The following is an 18622-nucleotide window of genomic DNA, read 5'->3' as shown; positions in this document are numbered from 1 at the left end:
CGGAGGTCTAGTATGGCCGCACTCAAATCAGCCAGGAGGTAAGTCATGTCGGCCACCAAGAAGCCAGTAAACACTCCGTTGCATTTGCTTCAACAGCTGTCGGGCAGCCTGCTCGAACATCTCGAAACCGCCTGCTCTCAAGCATTGGCTGACGCTGAAAAACTGCTTGCCAAACTCGAGAAGCAACGTGGCAAGGCGCAGGAAAAACTGCACAAGTCGCGCACCAAACTGCAGGACGCTGCCGCCGCCGGTAAAGCCAAGGCCCAAGGCAAGGCCAAAGACAGCGTGGCCGAGCTCGAGTCGTTGCTCGACGCTTTGAAAGATCGTCAGACTGAAACCCGCAGCTACATCCTCAACCTCAAGCGTGATGCTCAGGAAAGCTTGAAGCTGGCCCAAGGCATTGGCCGCGTGAAGGAAGCCGTTGGCAAAGCGCTGAACGATCGCGCTGCAAAAGACCCGGCTCGACCTGATGCCAAGCCTGTCGCGCCAAAACCGCCTGTGAAAATGCCTCCAAAGCCAGCAAAACCTGCACCCAAAGCGGCCCCGGCAAAGCCTGCTGCTAAAACCGCCGTCAAAGCCGTCGCCGAAAAAACCGTTGCCAAGGTGACTGCGAAAACTGTCGCCGCCAAGCCTGCTGCGACCAAGGCACCCGCTGCCAAACCAGCTGCCAGCGCTGCGAGCAAGCCAGCCGCTAAAACCGCTGTGGCCGCCAAGACCACCGCGGCCAAGCCGGCTGCCGTGAAAGCCGCTGCCAAACCTGCTCCGGCTAAAGCGTCTGCTGCGAAACCAGCCGCCAGTGCCGCCGCCAAGCCTGCCGCCAGCAAAGCAGCTGCCAAACCGGCCGGCACAGCATCATCCAAGCCTGCGGGCGCCAAGCCAGTCGCTGCGAAGACTGCTGCAAAACCGTCCGCCAAGCCTGCTGTCTCTGCAACGGCCAAACCAGCGGCCGCGGCGCCTGCTGCTCCGGCAGTGTCCCCTGCACCAGGCGCTCCAGCCGCTGATTCGACCTCGAACAGCGCGTCCTAAGCGATATCGGTCCCGGCGCGAAGCAGAATCTGCAACGCGTCGGGACTGGCTTGAGCGGCACCTCCCGCCAGCGCTTCCAGCCACACACCCGTAGGTTGAGCATCTCGCTCAGGCCAGTCTTTGGTCAGCCGTTGCAGCCGCACCAGTAGCTCACGCTCGGCGTCAAGCTCAAGGGTTTTAAGTCTGTCGCGTAACGCCGTCAGCTCTTCGTCTTCTTTCGCGTCGGCCTTCCAGCGGGTCCGAACATCCCTCAATGGCCCCACCACCTTCTCGTGCCACGGGTCGGCCAATTGTCCGATTTGTCCTGCCCGCTCCGGGTGGAACTGCACACCACGCCGGTCCATCCAGACGCCGCACAGCAGCGCGCAGACATTGGCGCCATCGGCTTGCAGCTTCAGGCACGCCTGCTCGACGCCTGGGCGAGCATAGAAATCGAGGGTGAAACTCCATAGGTCCGAGAGCATCGTCATCTACCTGTTTTGGGCGAAGCTGGTAGACTCCGCCGCCATTATGATCAGACTTCAAAGCCTTACCTTACAGCGTGGTCCGCAACGTCTGCTAGAAGACGCCGAGCTGACCCTGCACGCCGGCCAGAAAGCCGGTCTGATCGGCGCCAACGGCGCCGGTAAATCCAGCCTGTTCGCGCTGCTTCGGGGTGAACTGACCCCCGACAATGGCGATTGCCTGCTGCCTGCCGATTGGCGCATCGCCCACATGCGTCAGGAGGTCGATACCCTCGATCGTCTGGCGGTGGACTACGTCCTCGACGGCGATCTGCGACTGCGTCAGGTTCAGCATGACCTCGCGGCTGCCGAGGCCGCTCAGGACGGCGCCGCGCAAGCACGTCTGCATTCGGAGCTCGACAGCGCCGATGGCTACACGGCCGATGCGCGGGCGCGCAAGCTGCTGGCAGGTCTGGGCTTTACCAACGAGCAGATGGAGCGCCAGGTCAGCGATTTCTCCGGTGGCTGGCGGATGCGTCTCAACCTGGCGCAGGCGTTGATGTGTCCTTCGGACCTGCTGCTGCTCGATGAGCCGACCAACCACTTGGATCTCGATGCCATTCTCTGGCTTGAAGACTGGCTCAAAAGCTACCAAGGCACCCTGCTGCTGATCTCCCACGACCGCGATTTTCTGGACGCGGTGGTCGATCACGTTGCCCACGTCGAGCAGAAAAAGATCACGCTCTATCGCGGCGGTTACAGCGCTTTCGAACGCGCCCGTGCCGAGCGCCTGGCCCAGCAACAGCAGGCCTACGACAAGCAACAGGCCCAGCGCGCGCACATGGAGAAATTCATCACGCGCTTCAAGGCCCAGGCCACCAAGGCCAAACAGGCCCAGAGCCGGATCAAAGCCCTTGAGCGAATGGAAGAGCTGTCGGCGGCCCACGTCGATTCTCCGTTCGACTTCACCTTCCGCGAATCGACCAAGATCTCCAGCCCGCTGATGGATCTGTCTGACGCGCGACTGGGCTATGGCGACAAAGCCATCCTGCAAAAGGTGAAGCTGCAACTGACGCCGGGCGCACGCATCGGTTTGCTGGGCCCGAACGGCGCCGGTAAATCCACGCTGATCAAAAACCTTGCGGGCGAACTCGAGCCGTTGAGCGGGCGCATGGTGCGTGGCGAAAACACGGTGGTCGGCTACTTTGCCCAGCATCAGCTCGACTCCCTGGACGCCAAGGCCAGTCCGCTGCTGCACCTGCAGCGTATCGCGCCCACTGAGCGCGAACAGGCCTTGCGGGATTTCCTCGGCGGTTTCGACTTCCGCGGTGCGCGCCTCGACGAGCCGGTGCTGAATTTCTCCGGTGGCGAGAAAGCGCGGCTGGCGCTGGCCCTGATTGCATGGGACAAACCCAACCTGCTGCTGCTCGACGAACCGACTAACCACCTGGATCTGGAAATGCGCCTGGCCCTGACCATGGCGCTTCAGGAGTTCAGTGGCGCGGTGCTGGTGGTCTCACACGATCGGCATTTGCTCAAGAGCACGACGGATAATTTCCTCCTCGTCGCCGATGGCCTTGTTCAGGAGTTCGATGGCGATCTGGACGACTACGCGCGGTGGCTGGTGGACTATCGCCTGCGCAATGCGCCGACCAGTAACACGCCGGTGAACGTCGACAAGACCGACAAGAAAGCGCAGCGACAGCAGGCCGCCGCATTACGCCAGCAACTCGCGCCGCACAAGCGCGAGGCCGACAAGCTTGAAAAAGAGCTCGGCACGCTGCATGAGCAACTGGCGAAGATCGAAGTGGCCCTGGGAGACAGCGGCATTTACGAGGCGGCCAACAAAGACAAGCTGCGCGACCTGTTGGCCGATCAGGCCAAGCTCAAGTCACGTGAATCCGAGCTGGAAGAAGCGTGGATGGAAGCATTGGAATTGCTGGAGTCGATGCAGGCCGAGCTGGAAGCGTTGTCCTGATGGTGTGGCCTGCGTTAGTCGTATAACGCAGGCGACCGGAACAGCTGTCGGCCAAGTCGCCACAACAGTCAGAAATAACTGGCCTTTGCAGGTCCGGAAACACTAGGTTAGGCGAAGATTTCTCTGCCTGAGGTGCGTGATGTCGCTCGAAACATGGTTGGCGTTTTTCGCCGCTTGCTGGGTTATCAGCCTGTCTCCGGGCGCGGGCGCCATCGCGTCGATGTCCAGCGGTCTGCAATACGGGTTCTGGCGCGGCTACTGGAATGCTCTGGGCCTGCAGATCGCGCTCGTCGTGCAGATCGCCGTGGTTGCTGCCGGGCTTGGCGCGGTGCTGGCCACTTCAGCCTTGGCGTTCACGCTGATCAAATGGTTTGGCGTCGCCTACCTGGTCTATCTGGGCATCAGGCAATGGCGTGCGTTGCCAAGCAATCTGGCGGATGAGTCGGCTGTGCGCCCGGTGGGCAAGCCCCTTGTGCTCATGGGCCGAGGCTTTCTTGTGAACATCAGCAACCCCAAGGCGCTGGTGTTTATTCTGGCGATCCTGCCGCAGTTCATCGACACGCATCTGCCGCTGCTGCCGCAATACCTGATCATTGCCGCGACCATGGTGTGCGTGGACCTGATCGTCATGGCGGGCTACACCGGCCTGGCTTCGAAAGTGCTCCGCGCCCTCAAAACCCCCAAACAGCAACGCCGGATGAACCGCACCTTTGCCGGGTTGTTCGTCAGCGCCGCGGCATTTCTCGCCACATTGCATCGGGCCTGATTTGGCAAAAGCCCGCCCCACTGGATGCACACGATGTATCGGTTGGACCGGCTTCAGCCGGGAAGAGGCCATTGGCAGCACCCTCAATTTTGCGGTGTGACACCTGACCTCTTCCCGGCTAAAAGCCAGTCCTGCGGTTGAGTCACTGCCATCAATGCAGCGCTTGAGTCCTCGGCGCCTAACATGAACAATGGCAACCCTTCGCATTCCTATTTGAGATCCACCCCCATGTTCCGCTCCCGCTTATTGCCCTGCCTGAGCCTCGTGCTGTTGAGCCTGTTCAGCGTCGGTGCCTGCGCAGCGCCTGCCGAGGACGCGGCTCAGGCTTTGCATTTGCTCGATTACGTCGGAGCGGACTACCCGGCGACGGTTGCGGACGGCAAGGTCGTGGATGACGCCGAATACCGCGAGCAGGTGGAGTTTCTCGCGGCGCTGCAGGGCACGATCGCCGGGTTGCCGGCAAGGCCGGAGCGCGCTGCGCTGGAGCAGGGTGTCTCAGCGCTGTTGAATGCGGTCAACCAGAAGCAGGATGGCGTTCAAGTGGCCCGTCAGGCACGTCAGCTCGGCGCGAAGCTCGCAGTGGCCTACGAAGTCAGCCAGGCGCCGGTGATTACCCCGGATCCTGCACGTGGCGCGCCCTTGTATGCGCAGTATTGTTCGGTGTGCCACGGCGATGCGGGCGCCGGCGACGGTCCGGCCGGGATTGGTCTTTCGCCGCCACCCGCCAACCTACGGGACCCGGCGCGGCTCGACCGCCTGAGCCTCTACGACCTCTACAACACCCTCGGGCTGGGCATTGAAGGCACTGAAATGCCAGCGTTCGCGGACCAGCTGGATGATCGGCAGCGTTGGGACGTTGCCACTTACCTTGCAGGCTTCAGCGCGGATTCCTCTGCGAAGCAGGAAAAACCCTACAACCTCGCTGATCTCGCGCGGCAAACGCCCGCTGAGGTCAGTGCCGCCGAAGGGCCGCAGGCCGCTGCCAGCTTCCGTGCCCAGCGCGCGCAGCCGCCTCAGATTCAACGCGGCCCGGCTCAGCTCCTCGATTACACCAGCGCAACCCTCGACAAGAGTCTTGCCGCGTATCAGGCCGGTGATCGCGAGCAAGCGTATGACCTGTCGGTCGCGGCGTATCTGGAGGGTTTCGAGCTGGTCGAAAGCTCGCTCGACAACGTCGATGCCACCGTGCGCAAGGACACCGAAAAAGCACTCATGGCCTATCGGCAGTCGCTTCAGGACGGCTTGCCCGCAGCGCAAGCGGCGCAGAAACTCGCGGATGCCAAGGTCAAGCTCAAGGAGTCCGCCGATCTGCTCGGCAGCGATGGCCTGAGCACCTCATTGAGCTTCATCTCCGGTCTGCTGATCCTGCTGCGCGAAGGGCTGGAAGCGATTCTCGTGCTCGCCGCCATTCTCGCGTTCCTGCGCAACACCGGGCAGCAATCGGCGGTGCGCAGCGTCAACGTCGGCTGGGGGCTGGCGTTGCTGGCGGGTCTGGGTACGTGGGCGCTGGCAGCGTACGTCATTGACGTCAGTGGCTCGCAGCGCGAGCTGCTGGAGGGCGCGACGGCGCTGTTCGCCAGCGTCATGGTGCTGTGGCTGGGTGTGTGGATGCACGACCGACGTCATGCCGCCGCCTGGCAGGACTACATCAAGAGCAGCCTGGTCGGCGGCGGTGGGCGTTTTGGTTTTGCGGTGCTGGCGTTCTTCTCGGTCTACCGCGAGCTGTTCGAAGTCATTCTGTTCTACGAAACCCTGTGGCTGCAGGCAGGCCCCGCTGGCCACAATGCCGTATTGGCCGGGGGCGCCACGGCGCTGGTGTTGCTGGTCGGCTTGGCGTGGGTGATTCTGCGGGGTTCTGCGAAGCTGCCGCTGACGCTGTTCTTCGGTATCAATGCCGCGCTGCTGTGCGCGCTGTCGGTGGTATTCGCCGGCCATGGCGTCAAGGCGTTGCAGGAAGCCGGGATTTTCGGAACGCGTCCGGTGCCGTTCTTCGAGTTCGACTGGCTGGGCATTCACGCCGATGCCTATTCCCTTGGCGCACAAGCCATCGCGCTGTTGGCGATTGGGGTGCTGTATGGCCGCAGCCGGATAGCCGAGAAGCGCCGCGCGGCCGCTGCCTAAATTCACTTTCTGAAATCGGAGTCGCGTATGCGCGTCTGGATCGATGCTGACGCCTGCCCCAAGGCTGCCAAGGACCTCGTCGTCAAGTTTGCCCTCAAGCGCAAGTTCGAGGTCGTGCTGGTGGCGGGGCAGAGCCAGATCAAACCGAGCCTGACCTTGGTGAAGCTGATCGTTGTGCCCAGTGGCCCGGATGCCGCCGATGATTATCTGGTCGAGCACGCCGTACCGGGCGAGCTGGTGATCTGCAGCGATGTGCCATTGGCGGACCGGCTGGTGAAGAAGGGTGTTGCGGCGCTCGACCCACGGGGCAAGGAGTTCGATGCGCAGAACATGGGGCAACGCCTGGCGATGCGCAACCTCTTCACGGATCTGCGGGAGCAAGGCCAGGCCAGTGGCGGGCAGGGCGCTTACGGTGAGCGGGAGAAACAGGCGTTTGCCAACTGCCTCGACCGTATCCTGACGCGGCTGGCTCGCGAGTATCCCTCGCCGCCCACAGGCGATAGCCAGTAGGGCTGGCGCGCAGTCACTCCGCCTCCGGCCCCTTTTTAAACATCAGTCTGGAAGGCGGTCCTCGTTTTCCTGTACCAGCTCCAGCACCCGGTCCACCAGCTTGTTGATCCCGGATGCCGCGTCACCAATGGACTTGGCAACCATGTAAGCGGGTGTACTCACCAGTTTGCGGTCCTTGTCTTCGACGATCTCCGTCACCTCACACTCCTGGTGGGTGCCGCCCATGCGGGTAATCGCTGCAGCAGTGTCGGCGTCGTTGCCAATCGTGCAGGTAACGCCCGGCCCGTAGATTTTGGCGGCCAGCGCCGGCGATACGCAGATGAGTCCGATGGGTTTGCCGGCGGCGGCGAACGCTTCGGCCATCGCCAGCACTTCAGCCTGGACTTTGCATCCAGCGCCCTGGGTAGAGAAGTCCGACAGGTTTTTCGCGGCACCGAAGCCGCCGGGGATGATCAAGGCATCAAATTCAGTGACGTCGGCTTCGCGGATGTCTTCGATGGCACCCCGGGCAATGCGGGCTGATTCAACCAGCACGTTGCGCGACTCGGGCATCTCTTCGCCGGTCAGATGATTGATGACGTGGTGCTGAGGGATATTGGGTGCAAAGCACTTCACTGCGGCGCCGCGCTGATCAAGGCGCAGCAACGTCAGCACGCTTTCGTGGATTTCCGCGCCGTCGTAAACGCCACAGCCAGAAAGAATAACGGCCACTTTTTTGGTCATTCGCGTGTTCCTCTCTCGGGCGCTCCGGCCCATAGCCGGTTACGCAGGTCAGCATTGCGCTGATTGTCGCAAGCCATGAGCCTAGGACAACGCCGTCAGCGAATGTCTCCAGCTCCGTAGGCATGCGCCGAGGATTTACTCGTCAGGGGTATTCCGGGCGTCCACATGGACTTGGGCGTTGGCCGCGACGGCCAGCTTTTCTTCGCGAGCGATACGTGCGTTTTTGATGCGCCGGCGGATCCACAGCAGCACACCGATCACCAGCAATGCGCCCAACACCCACAGCTCGTACTTCTTGACGTTGCCCAGCAGGCCTTCGAGCACGGAGCCGAACTTGTACGCCGCTGCGCCCAGCGCGGCTGCCCATACCGCTGCGCCGATGCCGTTGAGCAACAGGTAGCGCCCCGGTGGATAGCCGGACAGCCCGATAGCGACCGGCATGACCGTACGCAAGCCATACACAAAGCGGAAGCTCAGCACCCAGATGTCGGGGTGGCGCCGGATATGCTCCAGCGCACGATCGCCCATTAACTGCCAGCGAGGCTTGCGCGCCAGAAGCTTGCGGCCATGCTTGCGTCCCATGAAATACCAGAGCTGGTCGCCTGCGTAGCTGCCGAAGAAGGCAACCACCACGACCAGATTGATATCCATGTATCCGCGGAACGCAAGAAAGCCGGCAAGCACCAGAATGGTCTCGCCTTCAAAAAAGGTCCCGAGGAAAAGGGCGAAGTAGCCAAATTCTTGTAAAAAATGCTGGAGCATCATTTGGGTGCTGGCGAAATGAACGCGCAGCCTAACGCGCCCAAGGCATTCAGGAAAGTATGCAAATGTGTCACCGCGTTAAAGTTTCCTACGTTCGGAAGCGATTGTTCGCGCGAAGAGCGGGTTTGAGTCGTACACGTTACGTCGCAATTACGCCTGTCACGTGAGTGTCATAATCGCCGCTTATAAATGTCACGCTTGCCCGCCTGGATGGGCGCGGATCCCTTCCTTGCACGTTGCCCTCTCCCTGGCGCCACGCGAATGTTTGCAGTTCAGGGCTTGCACCGTACGGAGAAATCCGTAGCGTGGAGAGTCAAACCGCTCACAGCATTGAGCCTGACGCTGGTCGCCACGCCCCGCGATATCGATCAGGCTGCAACTATCGTCAGAACCGCTGCCCCCTGGGCGTGACCGTTGTTCCACGCTGTACGTCACCACTGTTGTGGCGCAAGCGGCATTCCGACATCGGCCGTATGCGCGGCCCAACTGTTACAAGGCCATTTGCCTTACAGGATTATTCATGAGCACCGAAGGATCTACCGAAGCCGCAGTCGGGCTTGACCCTCAGCCCGTCAATCAGGAAGTCACTCCGGTGGTCGAGCCGACCATTGAAGTGGTCCCCGCGCTGGAACCGCCTCATCCGGCCCCGCATGCCATCGCGGTGCCCAATCTGGATGACAGCAGTCTTTATATCCATCGCGAGCTGTCGCAGCTGCAGTTCAACATTCGCGTGTTGGAACAGGCGCTGGACGAGTCCTATCCGTTGCTTGAGCGGCTCAAGTTCCTGCTGATCTTCTCCAGCAACCTCGACGAATTCTTCGAAATCCGCGTCGCCGGGCTCAAGAAGCAAATCACCTTCGCTCGCGAACAGGCCGGCGCTGACGGCCTGCAGCCTCATCAGGCGCTGGCCCGTATCAGCGAACTGGTGCACGGCCACGTGGATCGCCAGTACGCCATTCTCAACGACATCCTGTTGCCGGAGCTGGAAAAGCATCAGGTGCGCTTCATCCGCCGTCGCAACTGGAACGCCAAGATCAAAGCCTGGGTGCGCCGTTATTTCCGTGACGAGATCGCGCCGATCATCACGCCGATCGGTCTGGACCCGACGCACCCGTTCCCGCTGCTGGTGAACAAGTCGCTGAACTTCATCGTCGAGCTGGAAGGCATCGACGCCTTCGGCCGCGACTCGGGTCTGGCGATCATCCCGGCACCGCGCCTGTTGCCGCGTATCATCAAGGTGCCGGAAGACGTGGGTGGCCCGGGGGACAACTATGTCTTCCTGTCGTCGATGATCCATGCCCACGCCGATGACCTGTTCCAGGGCATGAAGGTCAAGGGCTGCTACCAGTTCCGTCTGACCCGTAACGCCGACCTGGCCCTCGATTCAGAGGACGTGGAAGACCTTGCCCGCGCGCTGCGTGGCGAGCTGTTCTCCCGTCGTTACGGCGATGCCGTGCGTCTGGAAGTGGCAGATACCTGCCCGAAACTGCTCTCGGACTACCTGCTCAAGCAGTTCAACCTGAGCGAGACCGAGCTGTATCAGGTCAATGGCCCGGTGAACCTGACGCGGCTGTTCAGCATCACTGGCCTGGACAGTCATCCCGAGCTTCAGTACATGCCGTTCACCCCGGCGATTCCGAAGCTGCTGCAGAACAGCGAAAACATTTTCAACGTGATCAGCAAGCAGGACATCCTGCTGTTGCACCCGTTCGAATCCTTCACGCCGGTCGTCGATCTGCTGCGCCAGGCGGCGAAAGACCCTCACGTGCTAGCCGTGCGTCAGACGCTCTACCGCAGCGGTGCCAACTCGGAAATCGTCGATGCACTGGTCGATGCCGCGCGCAACGGCAAGGAAGTCACCGCCGTTATCGAGCTGCGTGCGCGTTTTGACGAAGAGTCGAACCTTCAACTGGCGAGCCGCCTGCAAGCGGCCGGTGCCGTAGTGATCTACGGCGTGGTCGGTTACAAGACCCACGCCAAGATGATGCTCATCCTGCGCCGTGAAGCCGGCGAGATCGTCCGTTACGCGCATTTGGGTACGGGCAACTACCACGCTGGTAACGCGCGTCTGTATACCGATTACAGCCTGCTCACCTCGGACGATGCCTTGTGTGAAGACGTCGGCAAGCTGTTCAGCCAGTTGATCGGGATGGGTAAGACGCTGCGCATGAAGAAACTGCTGCACGCGCCGTTCACCCTGAAGAAAGGCATGCTGGACATGATTGCCCGGGAGACGCAGTTCGCGTCCGAGGGCAAGCCTGCGCACATTATCGCCAAGTTCAACTCGCTGACCGACCCGAAGATCATTCGCGCGCTGTACAAGGCGAGTCAGACCGGGGTCAAGATCGACCTCGTCGTGCGCGGCATGTGCTGCCTGCGTCCTGGCGTGCCGGGGGTGTCCCACAACATTCAGGTGCGCTCGATCATCGGTCGCTTCCTTGAGCACACGCGGGTGTTCTACTTCCTGAATGGCGGTGACGAGCAGATGTTCCTGTCCAGTGCCGACTGGATGGAGCGCAACCTCGACAAGCGCGTCGAGACCTGCTTCCCGGTGGAAGGCAAGAAGCTGATCTTGCGCGTGAAGAAAGAGCTGGAAGGGTACCTGACCGACAACACCCATAGCTGGCTGCTGCAGCCGGACGGGCGCTACATTCGCAGCACCCCGACCGGCAACCAGAACGCCCGCAATGTGCAGGCGAGTCTGTTGGAAAAACTCAGCAACCCGGTCCTCAGCGTACGTTGAGGATGATGCCGACTCGGGTCAGCCATTCCGCTTCGAGCGCGAAGTCGGCCTGAGTCAGCTGGTTGTTTTCCAGCCAGCCATCCGGGAACACGATGTCCAGATGGTTATCGTTGGCGGTCAGCACGGGTTGCGGCATTTCCTGAGTACCGCGAATGTGGTGAAACAGGATCGCAAAACGCAGCAGCGCGCACAGACGAATCAGCTTCACGCCTTCGTTGCCGAACTCGGCAAACTTGTCCTTGGGGATATTGCGACGATGACCGCGCACCAGCAGCGCGAGCATTTGCTGGTCTTCGCGTGAGAAACCGGCGAGGTCCGAGTGCTCGATCAGGTATGCGCCATGCTTGTGGTAGTGGTAGTGGGCGATGTCCAGACCCACTTCATGCACCTTGGCGGCCCAGCTCAGTAACTCGCGATACGCATTGTCCTCAAGCTCCCACGCCTTCGCCACTTGCTCCAGTGCCGACAGGGCCTTGCGCTCGACACGGGCGGCTTGTTCGAGATCGACGTGGTAGCGCTCCATCAGCGAGCTGAGGGTGCGTTCGCGCACGTCTTCGTGGTGATGACGGCCAAGCAGGTCGTAAAGCACGCCTTCACGCAGCGCGCCTTCGCAGTGATCCATGCGTTTGAGGTCGAGGGCGTCGAAAATCGCTTCGAGAATCGCCAGCCCTGCGGGGAAGATCGCACGACGGTCAGGCTTGAGGCCTTCGAAATCGATTTTGTCCACTTCGCCCAGCTTCATCAGCTTGCGCTTGAGCCAGGCCAGGCCTTCGGCGTTGACCTCGCCATTGCCGTGGCCGCCGGCCTTCAGAGCCAGGCCGATGGCGCGGATGGTGCCGGAAGAACCGATGGCCTCATCCCACGTCAGGCGATGCAGCGCGTGCTCGATGCTCATGATTTCCAGCCGCGCTGCAGTGTAAGCCTGGGCGTAGCGCGCCGGGGTGATCTTGCCGTCCTTGAAATAACGCTGAGTGAAGCTGACGCAGCCCATCTGCAGGCTTTCGCGCAACAGTGGCTCGAAGCGCTGGCCGATGATGAACTCGGTGCTGCCGCCGCCGATGTCGGCGACCAGGCGTTTGCCGGGCGTGTCGGCCAGGGTATGGGACACGCCCAGGTAGATCAGGCGCGCTTCTTCACGGCCGGAGATCACCTCGACCGGATGGCCGAGGATTTCTTCGGCGCGGTGAATGAATTCGTTGCGATTGCGGGCTTCGCGCAGGGCGTTGGTGCCGACGATGCGCACGGCGCCGGGCGGCATACCGTTGATCAGTTGGGAGAAGCGCTTGAGGCAGTCGAGCCCTCGCTGCATGGATTCTTCGCTGAGGCGGCGGTCGTCATCGATCCCCGCGGCCAGCTGCACTTTCTCACCGAGCCGCTCAAGGATGCGAATTTCGCCCTGATTGGCTTTGGCGACAACCATATGGAAGCTGTTGGAGCCCAGGTCGATCGCGGCGATCAGCGAGAGGTTTTTGGCTGTGGATAGCGGCATGGTCAAAAGGTCTCGGTCGATAACCCCGCCATCGTGCCACGATCCATCACCGTCGCCAAACCGGCAACGTATTTGCGCCGTATTAGTAGGACCGGCTTCAGCCGGGAAGGGGCCAGTGTGTGCGCCGTCAATGTTGCGGTGTGACCGCTGACGTCTTCCCGGCTAAAGCCGGTCCCACAATTTGAGCCGAAGCCAGCCCCCACGGGATGCACGAGCCGGTTCTGCACTCGGGCTCAAGCCTGCTCAACTGACCCAATGAAATTCGCCAGTTCGGGCGTTTTCGGGTTGGCCATCAGTATTTTAGGATCGCCTACCTCATGCACCTTGCCCTGATGCATGAACACCAGCTTGTCGCCCACCTCGCGGGCGAAGCGCATTTCGTGGGTCACCATGATCAGCGTCATGCCGTCTTTGGCCAGCTCGCGAACGACTGCGAGTACTTCGTTGACCAGCTCCGGGTCGAGCGCCGAGGTGATTTCGTCGCACAGCAGCACTTTGGGCGACATCGCCAGCGCACGCGCGATCGCCACGCGCTGCTGCTGACCACCGGACAGCCGGTCAGGGAAGGCGTCGAATTTCTCGCCCAGGCCCACCCGGTCGAGCATCTCCTTCGCCAGCTTTTTCGCTTCGGCTTTGGAAACCTTCTTCACCACCTGCGGCGCGAGCATTACATTCTCGCCCACCGTCAGGTGCGGAAACAGGTTGAACTGCTGGAAGACCATGCCGACTTTCTGTCTCAGGCTGCGCAGGTCAGCCCGCGCGGCATCGAGGTATTCGCCGTCGACCTCGATCACCCCGTCATTGATCGACTCAAGGCCGTTCAGAGTGCGCAGCAGCGTGCTTTTGCCCGAACCGCTGCGCCCGATGATCGCCACGACCTGACCTTCCTCGACGCTGAGGTCGATGCCCTTGAGCACATGGTGGTCGCCGTAATACTTGTGCAGGGCGGAAATTCTAAGCAGAGGCATGAAGTCTCCTTTCCAGGTAGCGCGCGCTGAGCGACAACGGATAGCAAAGCATGAAGTAGCCCAGGGCAACGAAGCCGTAGACCATGAAAGGCTGGAACGTGGCGTTGGCGAGCATGCCGCCGGTTTTGGTCAGCTCGGTGAAGCCGATGATCGACGTGACTGCCGTGCCTTTGACCACCTGCACAGAGAACCCCACCGTTGGCGCCACCGCGATGCGCAACGCCTGAGGCAGAATCACGTAACGCAGTTGCTCGAACGGGGTCAGCGCCAGACTTGCGGAAGCTTCCCACTGGCCGTTGGAAATCGACTCCACGCAGCCACGCCAGATTTCAGCCAGGTACGCACTGGTGAACAACGTCAACGCCAGCGCCGCCGCAAACCAGGGCGAAATGTCGATGCCCATCAGCGCCACGCCGAAGAACACCAGAAACAGCTGCATCAATAGTGGGGTGCCTTGAAACAGCTCGATGTAGCAGCGCGCGAGCCTGCGTGGCATTGCCTTCTCGGAGATGCGCAGGGTCATCACCAGCAAACCGATCACGCCGCCGCCGATGAACGCCACCAGCGACAGCGCCAGTGTCCACTGCAGGCCGGTCAGCAAGTTGCGCACGACGTCCCAAAGGGTGAAATCCATCAGCGGCTCCTCGCGATATAGCGTCTGCCGATCCACGCCAGCAACTGACGCACCAGCAGCGCCATGCACAGGTAGATCAGCGTGGTAATGATGTACGTCTCAAACGAGCGGAAGTTGCGCGACTGAATGAAGTTCGCGGCGAAACTCAGCTCCTCGGTGGCGATCTGCGAACAGACCGCCGAACCGAGCATGACGATGATGATCTGGCTGCTCAGCGCCGGCCACACCTTGCCCAGCGCCGGGACCAGCACGACATGGCGAAACGTCTCGAAGCGAGTCATCGCCAGCGCGGCCGACGCCTCGATCTGGCCGCGCGGAATCGCCTGCACGCCCGCACGGATGATCTCCGTCGAATAGGCGCCAAGGTTGATGACCATCGCCAGCACGGCGGCCTGCCACTCCGATATCTGCAGGCCCAGTGACGGCAGCCCGAAGAAGATGAAAAACAACTGCACCAGAAACGGCGTGTTGCGGATCAGCTCTACATAGACACCGAAAATGGCCGAGAACGGCTGGATTTTCCACGCCCTGACAATCGCCCCGACAATGCCGACGCTGACACCGAGCAGCGTGCCGATGGCGGTCAGCTCCAGCGTGAACAGTGCGCCGCGCAGGAGCAGGTCAGTGTTTTGCAGGACCGGGATAAAGTCGAACTGATAAGCCATTAAGCGCCTCGGCAGTCGATGATCAGAGGTCGGCAGGCAATGGCTGCTTGAGCCAGGTCTGCGCGTTCTTTTCCAGCGTGCCGTCTTTCTTCGCCGCTTCGAGAATCTCGTTCACTTTGGCGAGCAACTCGGGCTGACCTTTGTTCACACCCACGTAGACCGGCGAGTCCTTGAGCTTCACTTTCAGCTCCGGAATGCGCTTGGGGTTCTTCTCGCTGATGGCGACCATCACCACGTTGCCGCTGGCGATCAGGTCGGTCTGCTTGGCCAGGTAAGCCGCGATGGTCGAGTTGTTGTCTTCGAAGCGTTTGATCGTGGCTTCCTTCGGCGCAACGGCGGTCAGCTCGATGTCCTCGATGGCGCCACGGGTCACGCTGATGGTTTTGCCTTTCAGGTCGTCCACGGTTTTGATCGCGTCTTCAGGCGGGCCGAACACGGCGAGGTAGAAGGGAGCGTAGGCGCGGGAGAAGTCGATGACCTTTTCGCGGTCCGGGTTTTTGCCGAGGCTGGAGATAACCAAGTCAACCTTGCCGGTGGTCAGGTACGGCACGCGGTTGGTGCTGTTGACCGGCGTCAGCTCAAGCTTGACCTTCAACTGATTGGCGATGAGCTGTGCGGTGTCGATGTCCAGGCCGCGCGGCTTCATGTCGGGGCCGACCGAACCGAAGGGCGGGAAGTCTTGCGGAACCGCGACTTTCAACGTGCCGCGAGCGGTTACATCATCCAGACCATTAGCGTGGGCGGGGGCCTGGCCGAGCATGAGGCTGGCAAACAGGGCGGCGAGCAGGGCGCTGTAACGCTGGGTCATGTGGTGTCTCCGAATCGATCAATGTGCAGGCGAAGCCCGGGTCGTGGCCAAGCACCAGTGCACAGCCCATGCCAGCCGATGGTTTGCAACCATGGAATGCGGGCCGCAGGCTTGATCCGGTCTAACTGGTCTGAACAGTGAGTGAGGGAGCCGCCCCGCTTTGGCGCGCTCGAAAGGCCCGGCGCCCCTCGCTTGGGCGTCACTTGCCGGATGCCTCCGATGGGGATACAAGGGATTTTTCCTACGGTTTCCACACCTTGATCGCCATGCATCCGAGCCCTGTAGCTGTGCCTGAAGCCGCCTTCCAGGCGATCCGCAAACTGATCGCCGAGCAGGGCTATGTGCCCGGCGACAGCCTGCCGTCTCAGCGGGATCTGGCGATTCGGCTGGGCGTCAGTCGGGCTTCGTTGCGTGAGGCACTGTCATCATTGAGCGCCTTGGGGTTGGTCAGTGTGCAGCCCGGCAAAGGCGTATTCGTACAGGCGGTTTCTGAACCACAACGGAGCACGGACGGATTTTCCTGGCCGTATGCAGCGCACGCATCACCTGCTGAGACTTTTCAGCTGCGCTATGCGCTGGAAGGGTTTGCCGCCGGGCTTGCAGCGGTCACGCTGACGGCCGATGAGCGCGATGTACTGGAGGACAACGTCGAAGCCATGCGCCTTGAACTCAAGGCAGGGGATTTTAACTGCGCGGCGCGGCTGGACTTCGATTTCCACCGGCGCATCCTCATCGCCAGTGGCAATCAGGCGATTCTGGGGATTATCACCACCAGCGCCGATATTTTTCTGGAGAGCCAAAAGCTGCCTTTTATTCGCGCGGGCAGGGCCATGGAAACCTGGCAGGAGCATCGCAAGATCCTGCGGGCGCTGGCGCGAAACGCGTCTGGCCCGGCGCAGAAAGCCATGCAGGAGCACATCCGCGGCGCTGCGTTGCGCACCGGCATCGTGTTCGTCGCACCTTCCGGCTAAACATCTGCAATTAAGGCAACCGCGCCGGGTCATAGCTAGAGACAATGAACCTCGACTTCCTGTCACCGCGTGACACAGTTATGATGGCCCACGTTTTTTTGCCTATGACCTCGGAGAAATCTCATGAGTAACGACCTGATCAAACACGTCAGCGACGCGAGCTTCGACGCCGATGTCCTGAAGGCTGCCGGCCCTGTACTGGTGGATTACTGGGCTGAATGGTGTGGCCCATGCAAGATGATTGCCCCGGTTCTGGATGAGATCGCCGGCACTTACGAAGGCAAGCTGACCATCGCCAAGCTGAACATCGACGACAACCAGGAAACACCGGCCAAGCACGGCGTTCGTGGTATCCCGACCCTGATGCTGTTCAAGAACGGCGAAGTCGCGGCAACCAAGGTCGGCGCACTGTCCAAGTCGCAGTTGCAGGCGTTCCTCGACGCCAACATCTGATGACGATATAGCCCCGCAAATCGCGGGGTTTTTTTCGGGCGTCGTACTAGACGCTCAGAAAATCAAGTGGTACATTCGGCCCCGCAACGGCTTCTCCGTTGCCCCCTGCTAGCCGTCGCCGACCGTCTCCTTTCGATTTGCACGCGATCCTGTCGCCTTCTCTGCGGCGCGGCCTCATTAAGCCAAAAGCTTAATTTCCCCCTCCATACATGATTACGTCATTCCTATATGAACCTGACTGAACTCAAGCAAAAGCCTATTACCGATCTGCTCGAAATGGCCGAACAGATGGGCATTGAAAATATGGCCCGTTCGCGCAAGCAGGACGTGATTTTTTCCCTGCTGAAGAAGCATGCGAAAAGCGGCGAGGAAATCTCGGGTGACGGCGTGCTGGAGATCCTCCAGGATGGCTTCGGCTTCCTCCGTTCTGCAGACGCCTCCTACCTTGCCGGCCCAGACGACATTTACGTCTCGCCGAGCCAGATCCGCCGCTTCAACCTGCGCACGGGCGACACCATTGTCGGCAAAATCCGTCCGCCGAAGGAAGGCGAGCGTTACTTCGCACTGCTCAAGGTCGACACCATCAACTTCGACCGTCCAGAAAACGCGAAGAACAAGATTCTGTTTGAAAACCTGACGCCGCTGTTCCCGACCATTCGCATGAAGATGGAAGCCGGTAACGGTTCCACCGAAGACCTCACCGGTCGCGTTATCGATCTGTGTGCCCCGATCGGTAAAGGTCAGCGCGGTCTGATCGTTGCTCCGCCAAAAGCGGGCAAGACCATCATGCTGCAGAACATCGCGTCGAACATCACGCGCAACAACCCTGAAGTCCATCTGATCGTTCTGCTGATCGATGAGCGTCCGGAAGAAGTCACCGAGATGCAGCGCACCGTGCGCGGCGAAGTGGTTGCTTCTACCTTCGACGAGCCACCTACCCGTCACGTGCAGGTCGCCGAAATGGTGATCGAAAAGGCCAAGCGCCTGGTCGAGCACAAGAAGGACGTGGTCATCCTGCTGGACTCCATCACCCGTCTGGCTCGCGCCTACAACACCGTCATTCCGAGCTCCGGCAAGGTCCTGACCGGTGGTGTCGATGCGCACGCCCTCGAGAAGCCAAAGCGTTTCTTCGGTGCGGCACGTAACATCGAAGAAGGCGGCTCGCTGACCATCATCGCCACCGCGCTGGTTGAAACCGGCTCGAAGATGGACGAAGTGATCTACGAAGAATTCAAAGGCACCGGCAACATGGAGCTGCCTCTGGATCGCAAGATCGCAGAGAAGCGCGTCTTCCCGGCCATCAACATCAACCGCTCCGGCACACGCCGCGAAGAGTTGCTGACGGCCGACGACGAGTTGCAGCGCATGTGGATCCTGCGCAAGCTGCTGCATCCTATGGATGAGGTCGCGGCCATCGAGTTCTTGATCGACAAGCTGAAACAGACCAAGACCAACGATGAGTTCTTCCTGTCGATGAAGCGCAAGTAACACCCTGCGCTGAACCGACCGTAGAAAAATGGTGTCCTTCTGGACACCATTTTTTTTGACCTTTTCTGTAGATC

At 60.9% G+C, this 18622-nt stretch carries 17 protein-coding genes; 9 read left to right on the top strand and 8 right to left on the bottom strand.

The window, feature by feature from the left end:
• Positions 1–45: 45 nt before the first annotated feature.
• A complete protein-coding gene (locus SLW75_RS17685) occupies positions 46–1026 on the top strand; it encodes an AlgP family protein (protein WP_410935057.1) in 981 nt (326 codons plus the stop codon).
• Here SLW75_RS17685 and SLW75_RS17680 read toward each other — a convergent pair.
• On the bottom strand, positions 1023–1490 hold the full coding sequence (locus SLW75_RS17680) for a TIGR02444 family protein (RefSeq protein ID WP_065987483.1): 468 nt from the start codon (positions 1488–1490) through the stop codon (positions 1023–1025). The genes SLW75_RS17685 and SLW75_RS17680 overlap by 4 nt on opposite strands.
• A gap of 46 nt (positions 1491–1536) precedes the next feature.
• Between SLW75_RS17680 and SLW75_RS17675 the strand changes: the two genes are divergently transcribed.
• From SLW75_RS17675 to SLW75_RS17660, 4 genes are all read left to right on the top strand, one after another.
• A complete protein-coding gene (locus tag SLW75_RS17675; RefSeq protein WP_410935056.1) occupies positions 1537–3447 on the top strand; it encodes an ATP-binding cassette domain-containing protein in 1911 nt (636 codons plus the stop codon).
• A 139-nt stretch (positions 3448–3586) separates the two neighbouring features.
• Positions 3587–4213, top strand: a complete 627-nt coding sequence (locus SLW75_RS17670; RefSeq protein ID WP_065987482.1) for a LysE family transporter — start codon at positions 3587–3589, stop codon at positions 4211–4213.
• Between the two features lie 228 nt (positions 4214–4441).
• Positions 4442–6334: an FTR1 family protein gene (locus SLW75_RS17665; RefSeq protein WP_410935055.1), complete on the top strand. Its 1893-nt coding sequence runs from the start codon at positions 4442–4444 to the stop codon at positions 6332–6334.
• Between the two features lie 27 nt (positions 6335–6361).
• A complete protein-coding gene (locus SLW75_RS17660) occupies positions 6362–6844 on the top strand; it encodes a YaiI/YqxD family protein (RefSeq protein ID WP_410935054.1) in 483 nt (160 codons plus the stop codon).
• A gap of 42 nt (positions 6845–6886) precedes the next feature.
• On the opposite strand, the gene elbB is transcribed toward SLW75_RS17660, so the two are convergent.
• Together elbB and SLW75_RS17650 are read right to left on the bottom strand one after the other, a co-directional pair.
• Positions 6887–7567: an isoprenoid biosynthesis glyoxalase ElbB gene (elbB, locus tag SLW75_RS17655; protein ID WP_065987479.1), complete on the bottom strand. Its 681-nt coding sequence runs from the start codon at positions 7565–7567 to the stop codon at positions 6887–6889.
• A gap of 135 nt (positions 7568–7702) precedes the next feature.
• Positions 7703–8332: a DedA family protein gene (locus SLW75_RS17650; protein ID WP_244160318.1), complete on the bottom strand. Its 630-nt coding sequence runs from the start codon at positions 8330–8332 to the stop codon at positions 7703–7705.
• Between the two features lie 517 nt (positions 8333–8849).
• On the opposite strand from SLW75_RS17650, the gene ppk1 reads away from it, so the two are divergent.
• Positions 8850–11072 (top strand): polyphosphate kinase 1, encoded by a 2223-nt coding sequence (gene ppk1, locus SLW75_RS17645; RefSeq protein ID WP_065987478.1) that lies wholly within the window; start codon positions 8850–8852, stop codon positions 11070–11072.
• Here ppk1 and ppx read toward each other — a convergent pair.
• The 5 genes from ppx to SLW75_RS17620 all read right to left on the bottom strand — a co-directional run bounded on the left by ppx (position 11059) and on the right by SLW75_RS17620 (position 15636).
• Positions 11059–12561, bottom strand: coding sequence for an exopolyphosphatase (gene ppx, locus SLW75_RS17640; protein ID WP_065987477.1), 1503 nt, complete (start codon positions 12559–12561; stop codon positions 11059–11061). The two genes, ppk1 and ppx, sit on opposite strands and share 14 nt — an antisense overlap.
• 233 nt (positions 12562–12794) lie before the next feature.
• Positions 12795–13529 (bottom strand): amino acid ABC transporter ATP-binding protein, encoded by a 735-nt coding sequence (locus tag SLW75_RS17635; RefSeq protein WP_065987476.1) that lies wholly within the window; start codon positions 13527–13529, stop codon positions 12795–12797.
• Positions 13516–14166 carry an amino acid ABC transporter permease gene (locus tag SLW75_RS17630; protein ID WP_065987517.1) on the bottom strand — a complete coding sequence of 217 codons (651 nt, stop codon included), beginning with the start codon at positions 14164–14166 and terminating at the stop codon, positions 13516–13518. Before SLW75_RS17630 ends, SLW75_RS17635 begins: the two co-directional genes overlap by 14 nt.
• Positions 14163–14828, bottom strand: a complete 666-nt coding sequence (locus tag SLW75_RS17625; RefSeq protein WP_065987475.1) for an amino acid ABC transporter permease — start codon at positions 14826–14828, stop codon at positions 14163–14165. Before SLW75_RS17625 ends, SLW75_RS17630 begins: the two co-directional genes overlap by 4 nt.
• Before the next feature lie 22 nt (positions 14829–14850).
• Entirely contained in the window at positions 14851–15636 is a 786-nt protein-coding gene (locus SLW75_RS17620) for a transporter substrate-binding domain-containing protein (protein WP_065987474.1), read from the bottom strand.
• Positions 15637–15902: 266 nt separating this feature from the next.
• Here SLW75_RS17620 and SLW75_RS17615 point away from each other — a divergent pair, with 266 nt between their 5' ends.
• From SLW75_RS17615 to rho, 3 genes are all read left to right on the top strand, one after another.
• Positions 15903–16607: a FadR/GntR family transcriptional regulator gene (locus SLW75_RS17615; RefSeq protein ID WP_410935184.1), complete on the top strand. Its 705-nt coding sequence runs from the start codon at positions 15903–15905 to the stop codon at positions 16605–16607.
• 123 nt (positions 16608–16730) lie between these two features.
• Complete coding sequence (gene trxA / locus SLW75_RS17610; protein ID WP_296305960.1) at positions 16731–17060, top strand: thioredoxin TrxA; 330 nt, start codon at positions 16731–16733, stop codon at positions 17058–17060.
• A 228-nt stretch (positions 17061–17288) separates the two neighbouring features.
• Entirely contained in the window at positions 17289–18548 is a 1260-nt protein-coding gene (gene rho, locus SLW75_RS17605) for a transcription termination factor Rho (RefSeq protein ID WP_037016529.1), read from the top strand.
• Positions 18549–18622: the final 74 nt, after the last annotated feature.

Origin of the sequence: Pseudomonas sp. W5-01, assembly GCF_046540435.1 — a bacterium.
Classification (GTDB): domain Bacteria; phylum Pseudomonadota; class Gammaproteobacteria; order Pseudomonadales; family Pseudomonadaceae; genus Aquipseudomonas; species Aquipseudomonas graminis_B.
This window is presented reverse-complemented; position numbering and strand designations above follow the sequence as displayed.

Bases quoted from the DNA above. Each gene is read 5' to 3' on its own strand.
- SLW75_RS17685 (WP_410935057.1), top strand. From the start codon at position 46: ATGTCGGCCACCAAGAAGCCAGTAAACACTCCGTTGCATTTGCTTCAA.
- SLW75_RS17680 (WP_065987483.1), bottom strand. From the start codon at position 1,490: ATGCTCTCGGACCTATGGAGTTTCACCCTCGATTTCTATGCTCGCCCA.
- SLW75_RS17675 (WP_410935056.1), top strand. From the start codon at position 1,537: ATGATCAGACTTCAAAGCCTTACCTTACAGCGTGGTCCGCAACGTCTG.
- SLW75_RS17670 (WP_065987482.1), top strand. From the start codon at position 3,587: ATGTCGCTCGAAACATGGTTGGCGTTTTTCGCCGCTTGCTGGGTTATC.
- SLW75_RS17665 (WP_410935055.1), top strand. From the start codon at position 4,442: ATGTTCCGCTCCCGCTTATTGCCCTGCCTGAGCCTCGTGCTGTTGAGC.
- SLW75_RS17660 (WP_410935054.1), top strand. From the start codon at position 6,362: ATGCGCGTCTGGATCGATGCTGACGCCTGCCCCAAGGCTGCCAAGGAC.
- elbB (WP_065987479.1), bottom strand. From the start codon at position 7,567: ATGACCAAAAAAGTGGCCGTTATTCTTTCTGGCTGTGGCGTTTACGAC.
- SLW75_RS17650 (WP_244160318.1), bottom strand. From the start codon at position 8,332: ATGATGCTCCAGCATTTTTTACAAGAATTTGGCTACTTCGCCCTTTTC.
- ppk1 (WP_065987478.1), top strand. From the start codon at position 8,850: ATGAGCACCGAAGGATCTACCGAAGCCGCAGTCGGGCTTGACCCTCAG.
- ppx (WP_065987477.1), bottom strand. From the start codon at position 12,561: ATGCCGCTATCCACAGCCAAAAACCTCTCGCTGATCGCCGCGATCGAC.
- SLW75_RS17635 (WP_065987476.1), bottom strand. From the start codon at position 13,529: ATGCCTCTGCTTAGAATTTCCGCCCTGCACAAGTATTACGGCGACCAC.
- SLW75_RS17625 (WP_065987475.1), bottom strand. From the start codon at position 14,828: ATGGCTTATCAGTTCGACTTTATCCCGGTCCTGCAAAACACTGACCTG.
- SLW75_RS17620 (WP_065987474.1), bottom strand. From the start codon at position 15,636: ATGACCCAGCGTTACAGCGCCCTGCTCGCCGCCCTGTTTGCCAGCCTC.
- SLW75_RS17615 (WP_410935184.1), top strand. From the start codon at position 15,903: ATGCATCCGAGCCCTGTAGCTGTGCCTGAAGCCGCCTTCCAGGCGATC.
- trxA (WP_296305960.1), top strand. From the start codon at position 16,731: ATGAGTAACGACCTGATCAAACACGTCAGCGACGCGAGCTTCGACGCC.
- rho (WP_037016529.1), top strand. From the start codon at position 17,289: ATGAACCTGACTGAACTCAAGCAAAAGCCTATTACCGATCTGCTCGAA.